General features: G+C 32.8%; 16 protein-coding genes. 7 read left to right on the top strand and 9 right to left on the bottom strand.

Annotation, left to right across the window (positions count from 1 at the left end; all coding sequences use genetic code 11):
- Positions 1-57 precede the first annotated feature (57 nt).
- On the top strand, positions 58-2,388 hold the full coding sequence (locus tag ACFSTE_RS09310; protein ID WP_378253217.1) for a pentapeptide repeat-containing protein: 2,331 nt from the start codon (positions 58-60) through the stop codon (positions 2,386-2,388).
- Here ACFSTE_RS09310 and ACFSTE_RS09305 read toward each other — a convergent pair.
- From ACFSTE_RS09305 to ACFSTE_RS09280, 6 genes are all read right to left on the bottom strand, one after another.
- A complete protein-coding gene (locus ACFSTE_RS09305; RefSeq protein WP_378253215.1) occupies positions 2,372-3,274 on the bottom strand; it encodes a tyrosine-type recombinase/integrase in 903 nt (300 codons plus the stop codon). The genes ACFSTE_RS09310 and ACFSTE_RS09305 overlap by 17 nt on opposite strands.
- 401 nt (positions 3,275-3,675) lie before the next feature.
- On the bottom strand, positions 3,676-4,641 hold the full coding sequence (locus tag ACFSTE_RS09300; protein ID WP_378253213.1) for a tyrosine-type recombinase/integrase: 966 nt from the start codon (positions 4,639-4,641) through the stop codon (positions 3,676-3,678).
- A 66-nt stretch (positions 4,642-4,707) separates the two neighbouring features.
- The gene (locus tag ACFSTE_RS09295; protein ID WP_378253211.1) at positions 4,708-5,199 is read right to left on the bottom strand and encodes a hypothetical protein; all 492 of its coding nucleotides are present in this window, start codon (positions 5,197-5,199) and stop codon (positions 4,708-4,710) included.
- The gene (locus ACFSTE_RS09290; RefSeq protein ID WP_378253209.1) at positions 5,189-5,539 is read right to left on the bottom strand and encodes a helix-turn-helix domain-containing protein; all 351 of its coding nucleotides are present in this window, start codon (positions 5,537-5,539) and stop codon (positions 5,189-5,191) included. The genes ACFSTE_RS09295 and ACFSTE_RS09290 overlap by 11 nt, the downstream gene beginning before the upstream one ends.
- 169 nt (positions 5,540-5,708) lie before the next feature.
- Entirely contained in the window at positions 5,709-6,176 is a 468-nt protein-coding gene (locus tag ACFSTE_RS09285; protein WP_378253207.1) for a replication protein, read from the bottom strand.
- A gap of 46 nt (positions 6,177-6,222) precedes the next feature.
- Positions 6,223-7,422 (bottom strand): type IV secretory system conjugative DNA transfer family protein, encoded by a 1,200-nt coding sequence (locus tag ACFSTE_RS09280; RefSeq protein WP_378298095.1) that lies wholly within the window; start codon positions 7,420-7,422, stop codon positions 6,223-6,225.
- 143 nt (positions 7,423-7,565) lie between these two features.
- On the opposite strand from ACFSTE_RS09280, the gene ACFSTE_RS09275 reads away from it, so the two are divergent.
- From ACFSTE_RS09275 to ACFSTE_RS09250, 6 genes are read left to right on the top strand one after another with little or no spacing between them, the layout of a single operon-like run.
- Positions 7,566-8,033, top strand: a complete 468-nt coding sequence (locus ACFSTE_RS09275) for a JAB domain-containing protein (protein ID WP_378253201.1) — start codon at positions 7,566-7,568, stop codon at positions 8,031-8,033.
- Positions 8,034-8,066: 33 nt separating this feature from the next.
- Entirely contained in the window at positions 8,067-8,867 is an 801-nt protein-coding gene (locus tag ACFSTE_RS09270) for a DNA adenine methylase (RefSeq protein WP_378253199.1), read from the top strand.
- Positions 8,868-8,907: 40 nt separating this feature from the next.
- Entirely contained in the window at positions 8,908-9,510 is a 603-nt protein-coding gene (locus ACFSTE_RS09265; protein WP_378253197.1) for a hypothetical protein, read from the top strand.
- Positions 9,507-9,698: a hypothetical protein gene (locus tag ACFSTE_RS09260; protein WP_378253195.1), complete on the top strand. Its 192-nt coding sequence runs from the start codon at positions 9,507-9,509 to the stop codon at positions 9,696-9,698. The genes ACFSTE_RS09265 and ACFSTE_RS09260 overlap by 4 nt, the downstream gene beginning before the upstream one ends.
- Entirely contained in the window at positions 9,674-10,042 is a 369-nt protein-coding gene (locus ACFSTE_RS09255) for a hypothetical protein (RefSeq protein ID WP_378253193.1), read from the top strand. Before ACFSTE_RS09260 ends, ACFSTE_RS09255 begins: the two co-directional genes overlap by 25 nt.
- Positions 10,023-10,472 carry a hypothetical protein gene (locus ACFSTE_RS09250; protein ID WP_378253192.1) on the top strand — a complete coding sequence of 150 codons (450 nt, stop codon included), beginning with the start codon at positions 10,023-10,025 and terminating at the stop codon, positions 10,470-10,472. The genes ACFSTE_RS09255 and ACFSTE_RS09250 overlap by 20 nt, the downstream gene beginning before the upstream one ends.
- Positions 10,473-10,527: 55 nt before the next feature.
- Here the strand turns inward: ACFSTE_RS09250 and ACFSTE_RS09245 are convergent, their stop codons facing one another.
- The 3 genes from ACFSTE_RS09245 to ACFSTE_RS09235 all read right to left on the bottom strand — a co-directional run bounded on the left by ACFSTE_RS09245 (position 10,528) and on the right by ACFSTE_RS09235 (position 17,032).
- Positions 10,528-10,743: a hypothetical protein gene (locus ACFSTE_RS09245; protein WP_378298093.1), complete on the bottom strand. Its 216-nt coding sequence runs from the start codon at positions 10,741-10,743 to the stop codon at positions 10,528-10,530.
- 110 nt (positions 10,744-10,853) lie between these two features.
- The gene (locus ACFSTE_RS09240; RefSeq protein ID WP_378298091.1) at positions 10,854-11,450 is read right to left on the bottom strand and encodes a hypothetical protein; all 597 of its coding nucleotides are present in this window, start codon (positions 11,448-11,450) and stop codon (positions 10,854-10,856) included.
- Between the two features lie 5 nt (positions 11,451-11,455).
- Positions 11,456-17,032, bottom strand: a complete 5,577-nt coding sequence (locus tag ACFSTE_RS09235; protein WP_378298089.1) for a SpvB/TcaC N-terminal domain-containing protein — start codon at positions 17,030-17,032, stop codon at positions 11,456-11,458.
- Positions 17,033-17,177: the final 145 nt, after the last annotated feature.

Genomic DNA, 17,177 nt, shown 5'->3' with positions numbered 1-17,177 from the left:
ATGTTTATGGTTTAGTTTGGTTTTCCTTATTTTTATCAAAAAATATTTCAATGAAGGATGGCAAATAAATACTACTCAGAAGGAGAAGCACATGAAATCTTAGAAAGCTTGATAGAAGCTTTTAGGCACTATTATCAAAACTCAGACATTAAAAGTTTAGTTGATATTAGCGATAATGAGAGACTCAGTTCTTCTTTTTTTAGAAGATTAGATAGGGATGGTAAAAACAGTAATATTGAATTGGAATTTAGGATTTCAAGGAGTACTCTTGAGCCTTTTTTTAATGACACAGAATCAAGAAAATTTAATATCCAGACAGATACTAAAATTCAAATATTAATAGATTTTTATAATTCTCATATTTATGACCCTGAAGAAAAAGATTACCGAAAGGTTATAGAGCCTGAAACTGAAAAAGAAAAACTTAAAGAAGCAAATAATGTTGATGAAGAAGAACCAGTACCAGAACCAATAAAATCAAACCAAAAGAAAAAAATTAAAATTGATTTTGTTTATTGGATCAAGTTTGTGGTTATAGGGATTTTTATCTTAGCTGTTGGGTATTTTATCTTTAATGGTATTCAAAATCATTTTAATAAACAAACCGCTATTGAAGAAGAAAGAAATATTATCGAGAATGCCAAAGAAAAAAGTAGTTCAAGAAGTTTGTTATTATCAAAACTATATGAAGATATACATCAAGAGCTTAGAGATGATTATAAAAAAGATGGTATAAGAAATTTATCAGAGAGTTTAATAGGTATAATTGTTTCTTTGAGTGAAGATTTTAAACCATATAAATACATCAGAGATGATGAAGTAAAAAGACTCAGTCCAGAAAGAGGAAGTCTATTTTTTACCATCATTCAAAGTAATTTAGATGCAGAAACGCTGAATAAAATAATTGCAAAATCAAATTTCTCATATTCGGATTTATCTAATAAAGATTTAAGTGGACTTGATTTAATGAAAAATTTTTATGGATTAGCAGGTGATTATAATACTGAAGCTCAAATTCTAGTTACACCTGTGAGAAGAATAACATTAAATCACTCCGATTTTACCAATGCTAAATTAAATAGCTCTTTTCTCTATGGGGATTTTAGCTATTCCAATTTCAAGAATGCTAACTTTAATGAAACGACTTTTAAATGGTCTAAAATTAGCCATTGTAATTTTGAAGGAAATATATTTAAAAACAGTAACTTTATATATTCCAGTATAAACAACTCTAATTTTAAGGATATATCAATCAGCAAAAACTCAAAATTTAGTAGATGTGATCTAAGAGGTGCTATCTTTGATGATAGTACTTTTTTAGGGCAAGATGCTCCAGTATTCTTTGACAACTGCTTCTTTTCATCAACAGGAGTTTTCTTTACATATGAAGTTAATTTAACATACTCTGCTATTCATTTAATTAACAATCCCTTTAGTAATGAAATGAAAAATGAAGATTTTATGAATAACGAAATACTTATTTTTTCGGTTGATATGTTCAGGGATAAGAATAAGGATTATTATCGTACTAGAATAAGAGAAAGGTTTAGCCTGTTTGGAATACAAGAAAATGAAGTTGAAGATTTTGTCACCAAATTATTTGAACATAATGGAAATTATTCCTCTCCCAAAATGTTTTCATATGTAATAAGGACAAATGACAATACCAATAGATCAAAAAAAAGTCTATCAGGCTCTCTTAAGTATTTTAACAAAAGCATTGAAGATGTTATACAAAATTCTTCTAAAGATACATTTTATGTAAAAAGTGGTTTAAACAAACTTCAAAGTGAATTTCAGAATGAAATATATTTACATAATAAAAAGCATGATAGCTTGACTGACGGTATCGCTTCATTTAAAAATTGTACTTTTAAATCTGTATCCTTTGAGAATTGCAATTTAGAATATGTTAATTTTAAAGATTCAAAATTTGGAAAAGAGACTAACTTCCGAAGAAATAAGTTTATAAACTGTAGTTTTTTTGGAAACAACTTTTTAGACATTTCTGGGTATTTTACCCTAGAAAGCAATAGTTCATTAGATAGCTTAACAATAGATAAAAACTTTCCAATATTAACCTATTTTAAGAACGATAGTATTTTAATTGATAGTGAATACAAGGAATATCTTAAATTAAAAAATGATGGTGTAAGTTTAAATTTCACAGAACATCATGATTTTTTTGATAAAAAACAAGTAGTTGATTGGATTGAATCGAATAAACATATTTTTGTTTTAGATAGTTCAAATTATAATAATGGAAAAATTTTATTGAAAAAAGCACCTAAAAATAAATCTGATTTTAATAAAAGGAAGTACGACTCAAGTACCAAAATGATTCCCTTGAATGAAAATAAGATATATTCAATTAAACAAAAGTCCTAATATTAAGCGGATGCTTATACACTTGCGAACGCAAATGTTCAGCAGTTGCAGAAAGATATATCGTAGTGGTCTTAATATCACTATGTCCCATCATTTTAGATAAACTATAAATATCACAACCTCCTTCTACCATAAGTGTAGCAAAGGTATGACGGAGTTTGTGTATCGTAAAATCAATCCCTGAAGCACTACGTATCCTCGTAGTTAGTCTTTTTAAACCTGATACAGTAAATCCTTGATTTCGATTAGAAGAAGTAAAAAATTCAGGACAAGTTTTTCCTTGCTTTTTACGCTCTGTGAGATAACGGTCTAAACTTTGTGCCAAAGTATGACTCATGGGAATGATACGGTCTTTATTCCCTTTTCCTTTACGAACAAAAATTGTGAAGTTTTCTATATCTACATCCGCTAACTTTAAATTAAGTAATTCATTTTTTCTAAGTCCAGCGTATAGGAACATGGAAAAAATGGCATGATTTCGAGATCTTAAATATCGATGCGTATATGGGTAGTTATATACCACCTCCAGAAGCTTAAATGCTTCTTGTTTCTTGAGTGCTTTTGGTAAACTTTTTTCTTGTTTAGGTAATATCATAGACTCTACAAAATTCTCTTCCATATATTCATGCTCCATGCACCACCTAAAGAAAACAATCAGTGTCATGTAATAAGTTCTGTAGGTCGCTGTACTCCAGTTTTTAGCCACCCTACCGTGCAAGAAGAAGCTATGTACCATTTTTTTGTTTACAGCGCTTATATCACTAGTTTTTGAGACTTCTACAAAATAAGAAACTTGCTGTCTATATCTGTTAATAGTATTTGGAGATACAGCTCGCATGTATTTTGCATAATGACAAAAATCCTCCAATAATAGTTTTATATTCATATCGCTTAAGCAGATATTTCTACAACTATCATTAAAGGATTCTATGGACACATCAATTAGAGATGTGGTCGGTAATGACCATTTTTCAACCTTATAATTTAGTTTTCAGCTTAAATTATAAGGGGGATTTGTGCGCACGCTAGGACTTGAACCTAGGACCTCATCATTATCAGTTCCGATGTAACCCTTTAATTCCCTATTAAGGTTATTTTATAAGGGTTTTAGAGGATTTTAGTGTTAATGATATGCCTTTTTGCACGACCCCATCTCTACATTCAAAATCATTCTCCTTTAAGGGATGTAATAGAAATATCCAATTGTTAAACATTCATATTTGAATGCATTAATTACTAATTGGTCGACATAAAAAGTATAGCAATTCTAGAGATTCAAATCAATCATTAGTATGCTAATTTTTCTATTCCATCACGAGCACTTTCAGATTGAATTGAACGCAAATAACGCTCTGTCATTTGCAAGGAACCATGCCCTAAGACTCTCATAATAGACGTGATACTTGTATTCTTTTTTGCTAAACTACATGCAAAAGTATGCCTGAACTGATGCAAGTGAAATTTTACACTTGATAATTTACTGTACTTAGCAACCCAATGTTTAAGTCCATGAACAGAGAGAGGATTGTCTCCTTGGGTAGATACGATAAGTGCAGATGTTCTTAGGTTTCTTTTCTCCAAAAGTTTTAAATAGCTTTTTAGATGTGTAAAAAGCGTATAATGCATTGGAATACTACGGCTCTTTTTAGATTTAGAGGTTTCTCCATTAATATGGATGGTTTTATTTATAAAATCAACATCCTGTATTCGTAATCCAAGCAACTCTCCTCTTCGTATTCCTGTATAGAGTAGCAGGCTAACTATAACCATATCTCTTTGAAACCTAAATTGGTCTGCTGTAGCAGATAAACTTATACTCGCTACAATTTGAGATATTTCTACTGAATCTAATGCCTTACTATCATCATATTTAGGAGTAGGTGGATTAGGTATTTCTTTACTTAGCTTACCTTCCTCAATATATTTTTTTGATTCCAACCATCTAAAAAAAGGCATTAGTTTATTGTAATAAGTCTTAATAGTAGATACTTTTACTCCAATAGCAATTCTGTCTTTACCTACTTTTCGCTCTCTTATACTTAATCGTTCGTAAAACTCGTGCATCATATAAGGGTGTAAGTCGTTTACTTCTTCCATTTCAGGCATGATTTTTTGAAATGTAGAAAACACCTCTTCATAACTTTTAAGGGTTTGAGAACGTAATTGTTTGCTGTACCTACATTCTTTAATATAGTTATTGAAAATATATTTTAGATTCGTATTGGGGTTTATTTCTGTATCATAAATATGCATAGTTAAGTTAAAAAATAGCTGATAATAAAAACGCTTATAGGATGAGCGTTTTTTTTATTGAAAGTATTATTTTAAATATTGATCAGTAAGCATCAAAGCAAACACATCAAAGAGCATCATTCTGTAATGCTCAGGCTCATAATTCTTTCTAATACTTGGTAGTTTTGGTGCAAGTTCTGGATACCAAGAACTAATGGTTTTTGAAATCGTGTATTTTGTATCTGCTCCAAACTGTTTGAATACTTCTTTAATTTGCGTACGAGAGTATTTACGAACAGGTAGATTATACTTATTGGCTTCTGCCACAAACGCATCAATCATTTTTTTAACTCGTTTACTGATACGGTAATCTTTGAATTCATAACCTCTTACAATGATAAGTGAAGGCTTATAGTTTCTCATAAACTTCAATAAGCGATTCACATATTTATCATTGGTTAAAGGACGCATCTTTGCTATTCCATAGTCCACCAATTCTTTTGGAGATTCACAAATCAAATACCCCATTCCCTGTATGCTTGGGTATAGTACTAAAGCAAGCTCATTTTTATTTTTCATAGGTAGTTTTTAAATCTGCTAGGCGGTCAATAACTACATCCAATAAAATAATTCTGTGACTAATATTTGGTGTCTCCATCGCATTTAAAATACGCTCTTTTAATACTGAAACATTTTCGTAACATTCTTTAATAAGCTGTGTGTACTGATTTTTAAATAATCGTTCTATTGGAATTTTTAAAATAGAACAATATCCTAATATCACTTTTAAATTAGGTTCTCGTTGTCCTGATTCTATTTTTGATAAATTCCCTGTGTCTACACCAATAATCTCACTCATATCACTAAGGGTAATTCCTGTCCGTTTTCTAAATGTTTTTAAGTAATTCTGTATTTCCATATAAATAAAAAAGTACTGGGATAACTTTTTTTGTGAAAGCTCCAATACTTGTATGTGAATAATAGTTTAATATCATAACACATCATAGACGTACATATTTGTCAATTTGACAATTTTTTCTCTGGGTCACTTAATATTTTTTGGATAAGTTGTGTATTACTGGGTGTTTTTACGTTTTTAGGTGTTTAAAATTGATTTTATTAAATCCCTGTGACTTTTCTTCACTGTACTTATTTGTATGTTTAATTATTGTAGTGTGACCTTTCTTCACAGGTTTTATGTCTTTAAGTTCACACGGAATAGTTTTGTGTTTGAATTTATAGAATAGTTTTTGAGATAACTGTCTCTCTTTATTGGAATACATGAGCTTCCCTGTTTCGTTTTTTATTAGAATTAAATCTTTTTGTAGCAAAGATGTAATGGCATTGGAAATTGCTCGAGCAGAGAGTCCTGTTTTTCTAACGAAAAACTGCTGAGAAATCCAATCCCATTCCTTTACCTTTTTAGTTTTTTTGTCTATCCAACCTAAGGTTTGACGAATAATAACTAATAGCACCTTTAATTCTGCATGTCCTAATTGTTTTAAATGGATATCAAATACATGGTTTGGTACATTGGTTTTTGGGATATAACTCATAAATAATAAATAAAATTAATAGAATAGTATTTCCAATTAGGTTAGTCTAGCTAGAAAATAAATAGTTTTTGTGATTTATAAGCTCCTGTATAGTAATCGTCTTCGCTGAAAATGCAGGAGATATTTTTCCACTAATAAGCAAGCGTAAATAAATATGGTAGTGCTTTAAAGAGGTAAAGTCACTGGTCTGAAACGTAGGATAAAATTCTGTAGCAAAGTATTTGGCGTCCTGTTGTCCGAGCCTAAAAGTAATTAACGTTCCAATATTCCCAAGAACAGCGTTTTTAATGTCTTGATTCAGTTGGAAAAGATATTGATTTGCCAGTACAAAAGAGATTCCAAACTTACGTAATTCACTAATTGCTCCTGCAATACTTCCTGTAGTGAAGTTTTGAAATTCATCTAAATAAATGATAAATGGATGGCGGTTTTGTGGTGGCAGATGTACTCGATTAAACCCTGCGGATGCCATCGCTGTTATGAGTAACGAACCTAGTAAATGCGCCCCATCACTTCCCAAGAGTCCTCCCTTGGATAGATTCACTAAAAAGATTTTCTTTTCATTCATTAACTGTGAAAGGGATAATTGATTGGTATTGTTAACGAGTATTTTTCTCAGCATTGGAATAGATAAAAAACTCCCCACCTTGTTAAGTACAGGTAAAATATCTGTCTTTGAATATTTAGGATATTCCACTTTAAAAAATCGGATAACGTGCGGATTTTTTGAGTTCACTAAACAGCTATCTCTAAATTGATTGTCTAATAATACTTTTGGAATATCATCTAGTGTTGCTTGTTCTTGGTCTAAGAGTAGGAGTAGTGAGTTTCTTAGGATATATTCCAATTTAATTCCCCAACTCTGACCTCCCCATAGCTTTTGAAAGGTCTCCAATATGCTTGATGCTATCAAGGCTCTTTTAGCGTAGCTTACTTTTTTAAGTGGATTGTAACCTAACGTTAATTTTGGATTACTCGCATCTAAATACACAATATCTTGTTTACGATGCTCTGGAATAAGATCTATAATCTCACGGATAAAATCCCCATTCACATCCATTAAACAGGCTCCTCTGCCACAGATAATATCTTGATAGAGTAATACTTTCATTAAGTTGGTCTTTCCACTTCCTGACTTTCCTAGTAATAGCATTCCATGAAGTCGGTCTTTTTGATGGATACCAAATATTTTATTGTTGTGTCTAAAATCTTCTTTGGCGAAATAGGATGGATGTTGATAATGCATACACTACAGCATAGCGTGTCTTTTGATGTGGATATAGGTGACCCTTTTTCTGATTGTCAATTTGACTAAATCGCCTATCTAGGGATGATTTTGCTTTTGCTTCATACTAGGTGCAAACAACTTTGAAATAAATACACCTGATTATGAAAACAAAATTACCTGCTCCCTACACAGGAAGCACACCAGAAATTGAACTTCATTATAAGCGTCCTGTTTTTGATTCGATGTTTAGTATTCGTGAAGCAAAAGATGCCTGCAAAATTCTTAGAAAAACAGTACATCCTAAACGTTGGGATTTAAAAGAAATGTTCTTTGTTATTTTATTAACTAATTCTAACAGTGTACTTGGTATTGCCGAGCTTGGCTCTGGAACTACAGAAGCTGTGAAAGTAAATATTAAAGAAATCTTTCAGCTTGCTTTAGTTTCTAATGCCTCAGCACTTATCATTTGTCATAACCATCCATCTGGAAAAATGGTTATCTCTCCAAGTGACAAAGCCATTACCAAAAATATCCAAGAACTAGCCAACCAAATGGGATTCACATTACTTGACCACATTATTATTACCTCAGAGGATTATATCTCCTTTGCAGAGGAGCATCTGCTCTAACTCTTATTCATCCTTTATTTTTTTACCTATGCTATGCCCAAAACCCCCATTACCTACTATGGAGGCAAGATCAATCTTGTCTCTGAAATCCTACCATTAATACCCAAACACAAAGTCTATGTTGAACCTTATTTTGGAGGTGGTGCTATCTTCTTTGCCAAAAAACCATCACAGGCAGAAGTTATCAATGACCTTAATGCAATGGTGGTTAATTTCTATGAAGTAGTTAAGTCATCTGATTTTTCCAAGCTCAAAGAAAAGATTGAAGGTACGCTCTTTTCAAGAGCCACATATTCTGTAGCATTAGCCATTTATCGGATGCCACACTTGTTTAACAAAATACAACGTGCTTGGGCATTTTATGTAGGAACGAATATGGGGTTCTCATGTCAGATTGGTTCTTGGGGCTATGACAAATACAGTAAACGTGTCAAAGCATTTAGAAATAAGAAATTATTATTTGATGAATCTATTCAAAAGAGACTCGAACAAGTTCAAATTGAACACTTGAATGCTCTTAAGGTAATTCAGAATAGAGACGGAGAAGAGGTGCTATTCTATCTCGATCCTCCGTACCCAAACTCGAATCAAGGGCACTATTCTGGGTTTAGCCAAAAAGACTTTGAGGATCTTTTAGAAGTTCTTTCAACCATTAAGGGCAAGTTCTTGTTGTCTTCTTATCCAAACGAGGCTTTGGAAAAATATTCCAAAGCGTTTGGGTGGTATACCAAAACTTTTGAAAAACCACTCTCTGCTCATAAAGCAGAAAATGGAAAAGCACGTCCTCGAAAAATCGAAGTGCTTACTGCCAACTATCCGTTAGACAAAACTTAATATTAATCAGCGGTGATTCACCGCATTAAATTTTATACAAATGAATATTACAACTCATCAGGTAATACAGCATTTTTTGACTGTATTACTTGAGAAATTACAGAATGAAAAAGTGCATGAACTTGATAGTTTTTTCGATGACTATTTCACTAAAGACGAAATCATCACCATGTTACAAAATGTTTATGGAGATAGCTTAGAGGAGCATGTGAAAATTGATTCACAAGATAACTCAGAACTCTTAACATTCCTATCTAATGCTGATGTTTTACAGTTCTATATGCAAAGGTGGGAATTAAACACTCAGCAAAGTACTGCATTACATCCCGTTAAAGTCATGAAAACCTTAGAACAACTAGGTCTTCAAACTCATTATTTAGCTTCCAAAGCCATAGCATTTTGGGATGAATATGACCACTCCAATTATCGTTCCTTACAAATCAAAGCTGGAAAGATGAAACGTGTGTATGGTATTTATGACACTATGGTTAAACAACAAGATGTTTACAAGATTACTAGTCAACCTAAACGCTTTTTTGAAAGCTATGATTTAGCTAAAGAAAAACTACAGGAGTTTATTGATAGTGGAACTTTTAAAGAAGATGAAATACATATTCTTTATAGATACTTAAGTCTATCATGATAGAAGTATACGTAATCTTCTTAGCAGATGACCTAGGTAATTTTGACTGGGTATATACCTACCCAAAGCCATATTACTTAGATAAAAAAGAAGCTCAAAAAATAGTAGATGAGCTTATTAAAACTGAACACATTTCTAATTCTAAAATTAAAATCCGAACATTATGGAAATTCAAAAACAACAATTAGTTAAACTCTTTTCATTAATTTTAAAGAAAAGAGCCAGCGAAGATGCTGTAAAAACAAATGAAATTACTCCTTCATTATTAAAATTCTTTTCTCGCAAAGAGCTTATTGCTATTATCAAGTATCGTTTTGGAGGTAGCATTCCTAAAGAACACGACTTGATGGAAAAAGAAAATGAAGAGCTTTTAAACCTTATTGAAGATGATATGTACATCATTTCCTATGTCACCCAAAAGTGGTGCGAAGAAGTAGCTAAAAAGCCTGAAAAGGTTTTAGCTCCTAAGGTAACAGTCAATGAAAAGAAAGCAGCTTCTAAAACTACAAGTAATGAGAAAGCAAAGAAGTAATCCAAATAGTTTTTCTAATTTAGAAAAACAAAAAGCTATTGATGCTCTATTATGGAAAAACTTTGAAGCTAGGAATGAAGGTGTTTTTTATAAGTTATTTCAAAAGCAAGGAAAAGGTGATTTTGTAATTCAAAAAGCTAATACTCCTGAAGGTATGTATAACTTGTATAGTAAAACGGTTAGACAGAAGAACTACAGAAAAATGATTTATACTGACATTCAGAAAATCGCTCAAGAGGATAATCCTTTACATCATTGGGAAGAAATCAGAGGTTTGTTTTCTTCTTTTGATGGAGAGTTATTACGCTATATTCTTCATGCTAAAATCCCTCTAGAAAAGTTTATTCGATATGAATTAGCTTCTCGTGGATTTGATAAAGACCACAATTGGTGTGGTTTTGAAAAAGCTAAAAAGATTTGGCTTATATAATTGCATACAAAAAACCACTGTAAGGTGGTTTTTATTTATTGAGTATAAAATACTACTAAATTTTATTTTTTTCTTCTTCTATTTTTTTAAAAGCTTCCAAAAGCAGAGGGTTAGGTTTATATATTTTATCTATACGAAGTTTACTTTTTCCTATTTTAATTTCAGATTTGATTTCCGCTTCTTGAGTGTTTAAAAACTTAAGATATTTCTCAGCAGAAAGTGATGCTCTTTTTTTAGAAAGATAAGAATCATAATTTTTATAATTATTCATTTTAAAAAATTTATATATCAAAAAGTAAACACCTATAAATATTATTATTAGATTAAAAATATTTTCCATAGACTGATTATAACAAAAAAGCCATAAAAAGGCTTTTTGCTTTATTCTTCAATAAGAGTTCGCTCTAAGACATATTTAGTATCTGGAATCATTGTAATTTCATAATACCTCCCTTCTTTAAATCGCGCTGAATCAAACCACATTTCCATTTTTCCTAGTTTCTCAAACTCTACATTTTGTGTGGTAAATTTTGATGTTCCTGTTCCTGCTCTGGCTTTAGTTACTAAATCAATTTGAGTTATCGGTTGCTTATTTTGAACATATAAATAATTTATTCCTTTAATAGAATAAGGAAGAAACATATATGTTGCTCCAGCAAATAATATCATCCCTAGCACGAGCACTATATAACCCAAAATTTGAGCTTTTTTTGGAGATAGTTTCTGTAGTCTTTGAGGTCCTGTTGTAATTCTCTTAGGCTTAGATCTCCTTAAAAAAAGGGTTATTAAGCTCATTAACGTCCAAGATAAGCAAAGTATCCCCATTAAAACAATTAACCAAAAGGTTCTTTGCCATTCTAAGATTGGCAAAAATCTAGTTAAAATTGGCAATCCAATAAACGATACCCCACCAAGATACACCAAGTATAAGCTAGCTCTATCAATTCTTTTATTTATTTTTTCTTGTTTTGCATTCATATTTTTTAATTTCTTGAAGAATTACTATTTCTATTTTTGTTATTTTCTGATTTCTTTATTGATCTAGAAACACCATCAACAACAGCCTCAGCAGCATTTTCAGATGAATCTGAAACAACTTCATTAACAAGCATTTTTCCTAGAGTTCCGGCTGATACATTTTCGATAGTTCCGTTATTAAGCTTTGTGGTAATTTGATTTGAAACTGCTTGGAAACTACCTTTTCCAGCATTAATTCCTGGGATTTTTACATTTGGCAACTTAATTAATCCACCAAAAGCTGCAGTAGTTATTGCTTGTGAAATAGCTTCACTAGCAGCATCAGAACTTGAATATTCTGTTCCATCTAATTCTGTTTGAACACTATAATCTGCTACTCCTCCAGCAGCCCCTGCAACACCTAAGCCGCCTAAACCACCCCATGGTCCAGCTAATGCAACTCCGGTTGGTACTGTGTATAATGCAACTTCAGCAGTAACAGCCCCACCAACACCTGAAGCTATATATGAATTTGTAGAACTTAATTCTCCTGCAACTATATCACTAACTCCTTGAGCAGCGACACCCCCAATAAATCCTGCACCTAAAGCAATAGCGTCATCAATACCAGCCCACTCACCACCTTCATCTTGATACTTTACAGGATTATTGAAAGCATATGAATAAGAGTTGTGTTTCTGTGGGTTTGAAAGATATGTCTTTATATCTCCATTAGTTTTTTCTTGAATAGCTTTCCAATTTCCTAGTGAAAGTGCTACAGGGTCTTGAGAGATAAACCTCCCAATATCACTCTTCATATACCGAGCACCAGCATAACTTAATTGAGTGTTAGAATCTTTAATATACCCAGTAAATTGCTTCGCCTCGTTATCACTTCCCACATCGATCCTTGTATCTCCAAATGGATAGTAGTCGAGTGTTTGAGTAATTACTCCAGTACTATCTGTAGTAATATGTGTTCCTCCTAGATGATCAGTATGAACATGATTAAGTGTGGAGCCTGTACCGGACGTAGATCCGGTATCTTTCACTGTGGCTACCAAGGTATCAGCAAGGTTAAGTGACACTTTTACTTCTCCATTTTTAATTTCATAATCTGATGTTGGATAAATGGTAGTGTCACTTCCCTCTACCAGTTTAATTCTATCATTATTATGGTCATATTCGTAATTTGAAGTAGCTGTTCCATCTGCCGAGCTTGTTAATCTATTTCGATAATCCCAAGTGTGGTTCCATACTCCGTCATTCGTAAGGTTCCCATTGTTATCATAACTATAACTTGTTCCTCCAATATCAGTTACTGCATGTGGGTTTGAATATCCTGTGTCAGTATAGGTATAGTTTACTCCATTAAATGAGTTAATGTTTCCGATTGGAGAGTAAGTATATGTTCTCGTATAGTCTGCGGTATTTGCAGAGTTTGTAACATTGGTTTCTGTTAATCGATACAGGTCATCATAGGTGAAGCTTTGCGTCTTTGCAGTATCAGTGTTTGATGCATCTACAATTTGTGTAATATTTCCAACATTGTCGTAACTGTAACTAAGGTCTTGGAATTTTGTGTTTCCAAGTTCTGTAGTTTTGTTTGTCAGCTCATAGAGGTTATCTTCATCATACGTAAGTGTTGAAGTTACTCCATTACTGTGCGTTAGTGATGTTGGACGTCCATGTACACCATACTCTGCTGTTACCAGAGATGTTCCACCCCATTTAACTTCATCTGTTAGACCTCTTGTGTTGTAGCTGTATTCAGTAAATGAAGCATTTGGATGAGTTACTTTTGTAACAGAACCTTGCCTGTCGTAATCTGTATCTGTTGTGTAGCTTACCCCATCAATCACTTTTGATTCTGTATCAACAAGACCTTGTTTTAGATAGGTATAATTTGTTGCAGCGTCTGGTGTTACCACTGAACATAATTGTCCAATACCATTAATACATGAATCATAGGTATTGGTAACATCTACACCTATTGTACTACTGTTATTTTCAGTAAGAACTCGGTTTAACTGATCGTAAGTGTAGCTTGTTGTAGTTCCTTTTGGATCAGTTTGTGATGTCAGGTTAATGTCATCATAGTTAAAGTTCCATACTCCAAATTGAGAGTCATCCGAGCTATGTAAATCTTCTAACTGAGTTCGTCTTCCTAATCCATCATAACTGATGTTTCTAACATTATTTTCTGCATCAGTTATTTTAGTAAGTAGGTTTTGAGTATTGTAATTGTATTCTGTTTCATAGATTGAACCATCACTATGTTCTTTTACACTAACAAGATTTCCAAATGCATCAGTAATCAAATCTTTTTGATTGTTTTCTGCATCAGTAATAGTAGTTTCAAATCCATCATAACTAGTCGTTGTTGTTCCTTTTGCATTTTCTGTTTCAAGAACGCGACTAAGTGTATCATAAGTGAATTCAGTTAAGAGATCAGAATTTGATATTGGACTTGAATCAGAGCTTGATGATGTTTGATATGGGAGCGATTGTTTTGCTACTCGTCCCATTTCATCGTATACCGTATCAAGTGTTAACCATCCTGAGTCCATTTCTGATTTTGTTTGGATAGTTCGCCCTAGTCCGTCAGTATAGTTAAAGATATCTTGGGTATCTCCAGAGTCTCGATAGGTTGTTTCTTTAGTAAATTGTGGAGATGCATTTGTATTGTATTCAATTTCTTTTACTGTTTCGGTTCCTCCATTAGCAATGGTTTGCTCTATCTTGGTCAATCTATCTAATCCATCATAGCTGTAGTCAGTAACTTTTCCATTTGGATTGGTTTCTTTACTGAGCTTTCCAGATGAATAGTCATATTCATAGTTTGTAATATGTCCTTTTGCGTTGGTTACTGATACAGGGTAGATATTGTGCGCGTCGTATGAATAGGTGGTTGTATTACTTAATGCGTCTGTTTCAGTAAGTGGTAGACCAAAACTATTGTAAGTGTAACTCGTGTCTGAATAATCAGAACCTGAAATCCATTTTGATTCTGTTAGTAGATTACCATTAGCGTCATAGCTGTAATTTGTTTCAGCTTCTTTTACATTACTATTATTTTTTAATGTTTGATTTGTTGGGAGTCCTACAATGTAATCAGTTGTGTTATTTACATATGAATACTCTAGTGTTCGTTTATCTAATCCTGTATCAGAGAATGTTCCGTCAGCATTTCCATTTACTTCTCCGTATTGAATTTGTTTCTCTATGTTTCCATATGTATCGTATTCATATGTGGCTGCTGTATCGGTAGATGAAGAATCTCCATCGAATTGCTGGGTTAATACTGATGCTGCTTGAATACTGTGTGCATTATTACCTAGTGAGTTTTCTGTATAGCCTGTTCTTGTTTTTGTAAACAAGTCTCCACTTGAATCTTCTACTGTTTGCTCAAATACTTTTCCGATTTTAGCGTAGCTGTCACTTGGCTCATTACCTGTTTCTCCATTTGCTTGATGGTATTTGGTAGTTGTTTTTGTTCCGTCATTATCTGTTTTGATAACTTCAGAGAATCCAGCAAAACGTTTGTCGTGTGGAGTGTTGTAATAGTAATCAGCTCCTTTGTATTCGTAGTTTGTTGTTGCTACGTTTCCATTGTTGTCGTCTGTAGTTACCGATTCTACAACTGATACTGGGAAGTGAACATGGTTTGATGAATCTTGAATACGAGCGTACGTGTAAGTAAATTCTGTTTCTCCTCCTTGGGAGTTTTTGAGGGTCTTTAGGTTTGAGAAATCTTTAGCTGTGTTGATAAATACATTATTACCATAATCACTAGTACTATAATTATTATCTCCTCGCTTTGACCAACGAATAAAATCAGGAAGTCCATCACCATTGATATCTTGGAAATATGTACCTCCATAGGTTTTTTGTTCTCCTAATTTTAAGACTCTTCCATTTGATTCTGTTGGTAATGAGAACGTTGTATCTTCAACGAAACCATTTCCTGTGTTGATAAATACATTATTACCATAATCACTAGTACTATAATTATTATCTCCTAGCTTTGACCAACGAATAAAATCAGGAAGTCCATCACCATTGATATCTTGGAAATATGTACCTCCATAGGTTTTTTGTTCTCCTAATTTTAAGACTCTTCCATTTGATTCTGTTGGTAATGAGAACGTTGTATCTTCAACGAAACCATTTCCTGTGTTGATAAATACATTATTACCATAATCACTAGTACTATAATTATTATCTCCGTAGATATACCACCTAACGATATCAGGAAGTGAATCTCCATTAATGTCTTGAAAAAATGAACCTCCTTGTGAATTTGTTCTTAGATTTACAACTTTTCCATTAGAGTCTGTTGGAAGATTAAAGTTAGTATCATCTACAAAACCACTTATTGTATTTTCATGAGTATAACCTAGCTCCATTTCAGGCAACTCAAAAGAACTCGTTCCATTGTATCCAGTCACCTGAATATCTTTTACTAAATTATCAACAATCGTAATATCATATTCTGCTGTAGTTTGCCCATCTGTTTTTACTTCTACGTTATTAATATGATGAGCTGTTGCTACCTTGAATGCTGAAGCATATGAGGTAGATGGACTTGTTTTAGCAACTCTATTAAATACAACTTCATAGAGACCTTCTTGGTTGTAGCTAATTATGTCAGGATAGATTTGACCTTGGTCTTTGAAATATGAATATGAAATAGTGTTTCCATTCGTATCAGTTACTGATTCAAGCATCCATGAAAAGATTTTTGTTGTATCGCTTGGATTATCTTGCCGAGCCTGTACTGTTTCCCCTAGCTTGTATACTGTTCCCTCTTTATCAGTAATTGTCCAAATATCATTTGAGAATTCATATTTTAGAAAGTTTCCATTTTCTGTTCGCGGAGTGTAGATTCCATTTCCTTGGTCAATCAATTCCCCATCAAGTGATGATGTAAAATGGTTTTCAGTGTAGAGATTATTTGTTCCTTTTTTATTAATCCTTTGAATATATGGAATATTAAATGACCATCCAGTACCAATAAGTGAACTATGTGATTTATTTCCACTGTTGTAGTTAAGAGAAATATCTGGAGTTAAGCCATTTCTCCCTGTTGGAACTACAACAGGATATTCATAGTTTAGTGAACCATTAGTAGTTGAGACTTGAGGTGCAATATATTTACCAAGTGTTTGAGCTTCTGGTTCGATATTTGCACTACGCGCCATCATTGCCATTTCAGGTTCTGGTTCAATTGGTTCTTCAGGTTGAATTCCTGTAATTTCAGCTTTTTTCTTGTCGTACTCTTCTTGAGTAATTTTTCCCTTCTTTAGCTGTTTATCTAATTTCTTAAGCTGTTTTTGTTGCTTCTTTGTTAAAACAGGTTCAATTGTTTTTGAAATTGACTCAATAGTATCTAGCTCTGAAATTTCTTGAATTTCTGTATCTACAGTAGATTCTGAAATAGAAATATTATTTGTTTCTACATGTCGAGTTTCAGTTTTTAAAACTTGTTCTTGTGCAAAGGTTTTTGTTGTAAATAAAAAAGTTGCCAAAAGAATGACAACTTGGAGCACAACAAAAACACCTTGCGTATATGTATATAATTTAATGCTTGGGGTTTTCATAGGTGGGTTAAGTATATTAAATGCGTAATAGCGTGTAAAGTAGTTCCAACCAAAAAGCCCATCACCAAGGTAGAATTGCCCAGAGCAATTCTTACACACAAGTTTCCAAGGTGTAGCACAAACCAGCACAACCCATGATGATGGG

Origin of the sequence: Aquimarina hainanensis (genome assembly GCF_042684685.1) — a bacterium.
Taxonomy (GTDB): Bacteria; Bacteroidota; Bacteroidia; order Flavobacteriales; family Flavobacteriaceae; genus Aquimarina; species Aquimarina hainanensis.
This window is presented reverse-complemented; position numbering and strand designations above follow the sequence as displayed.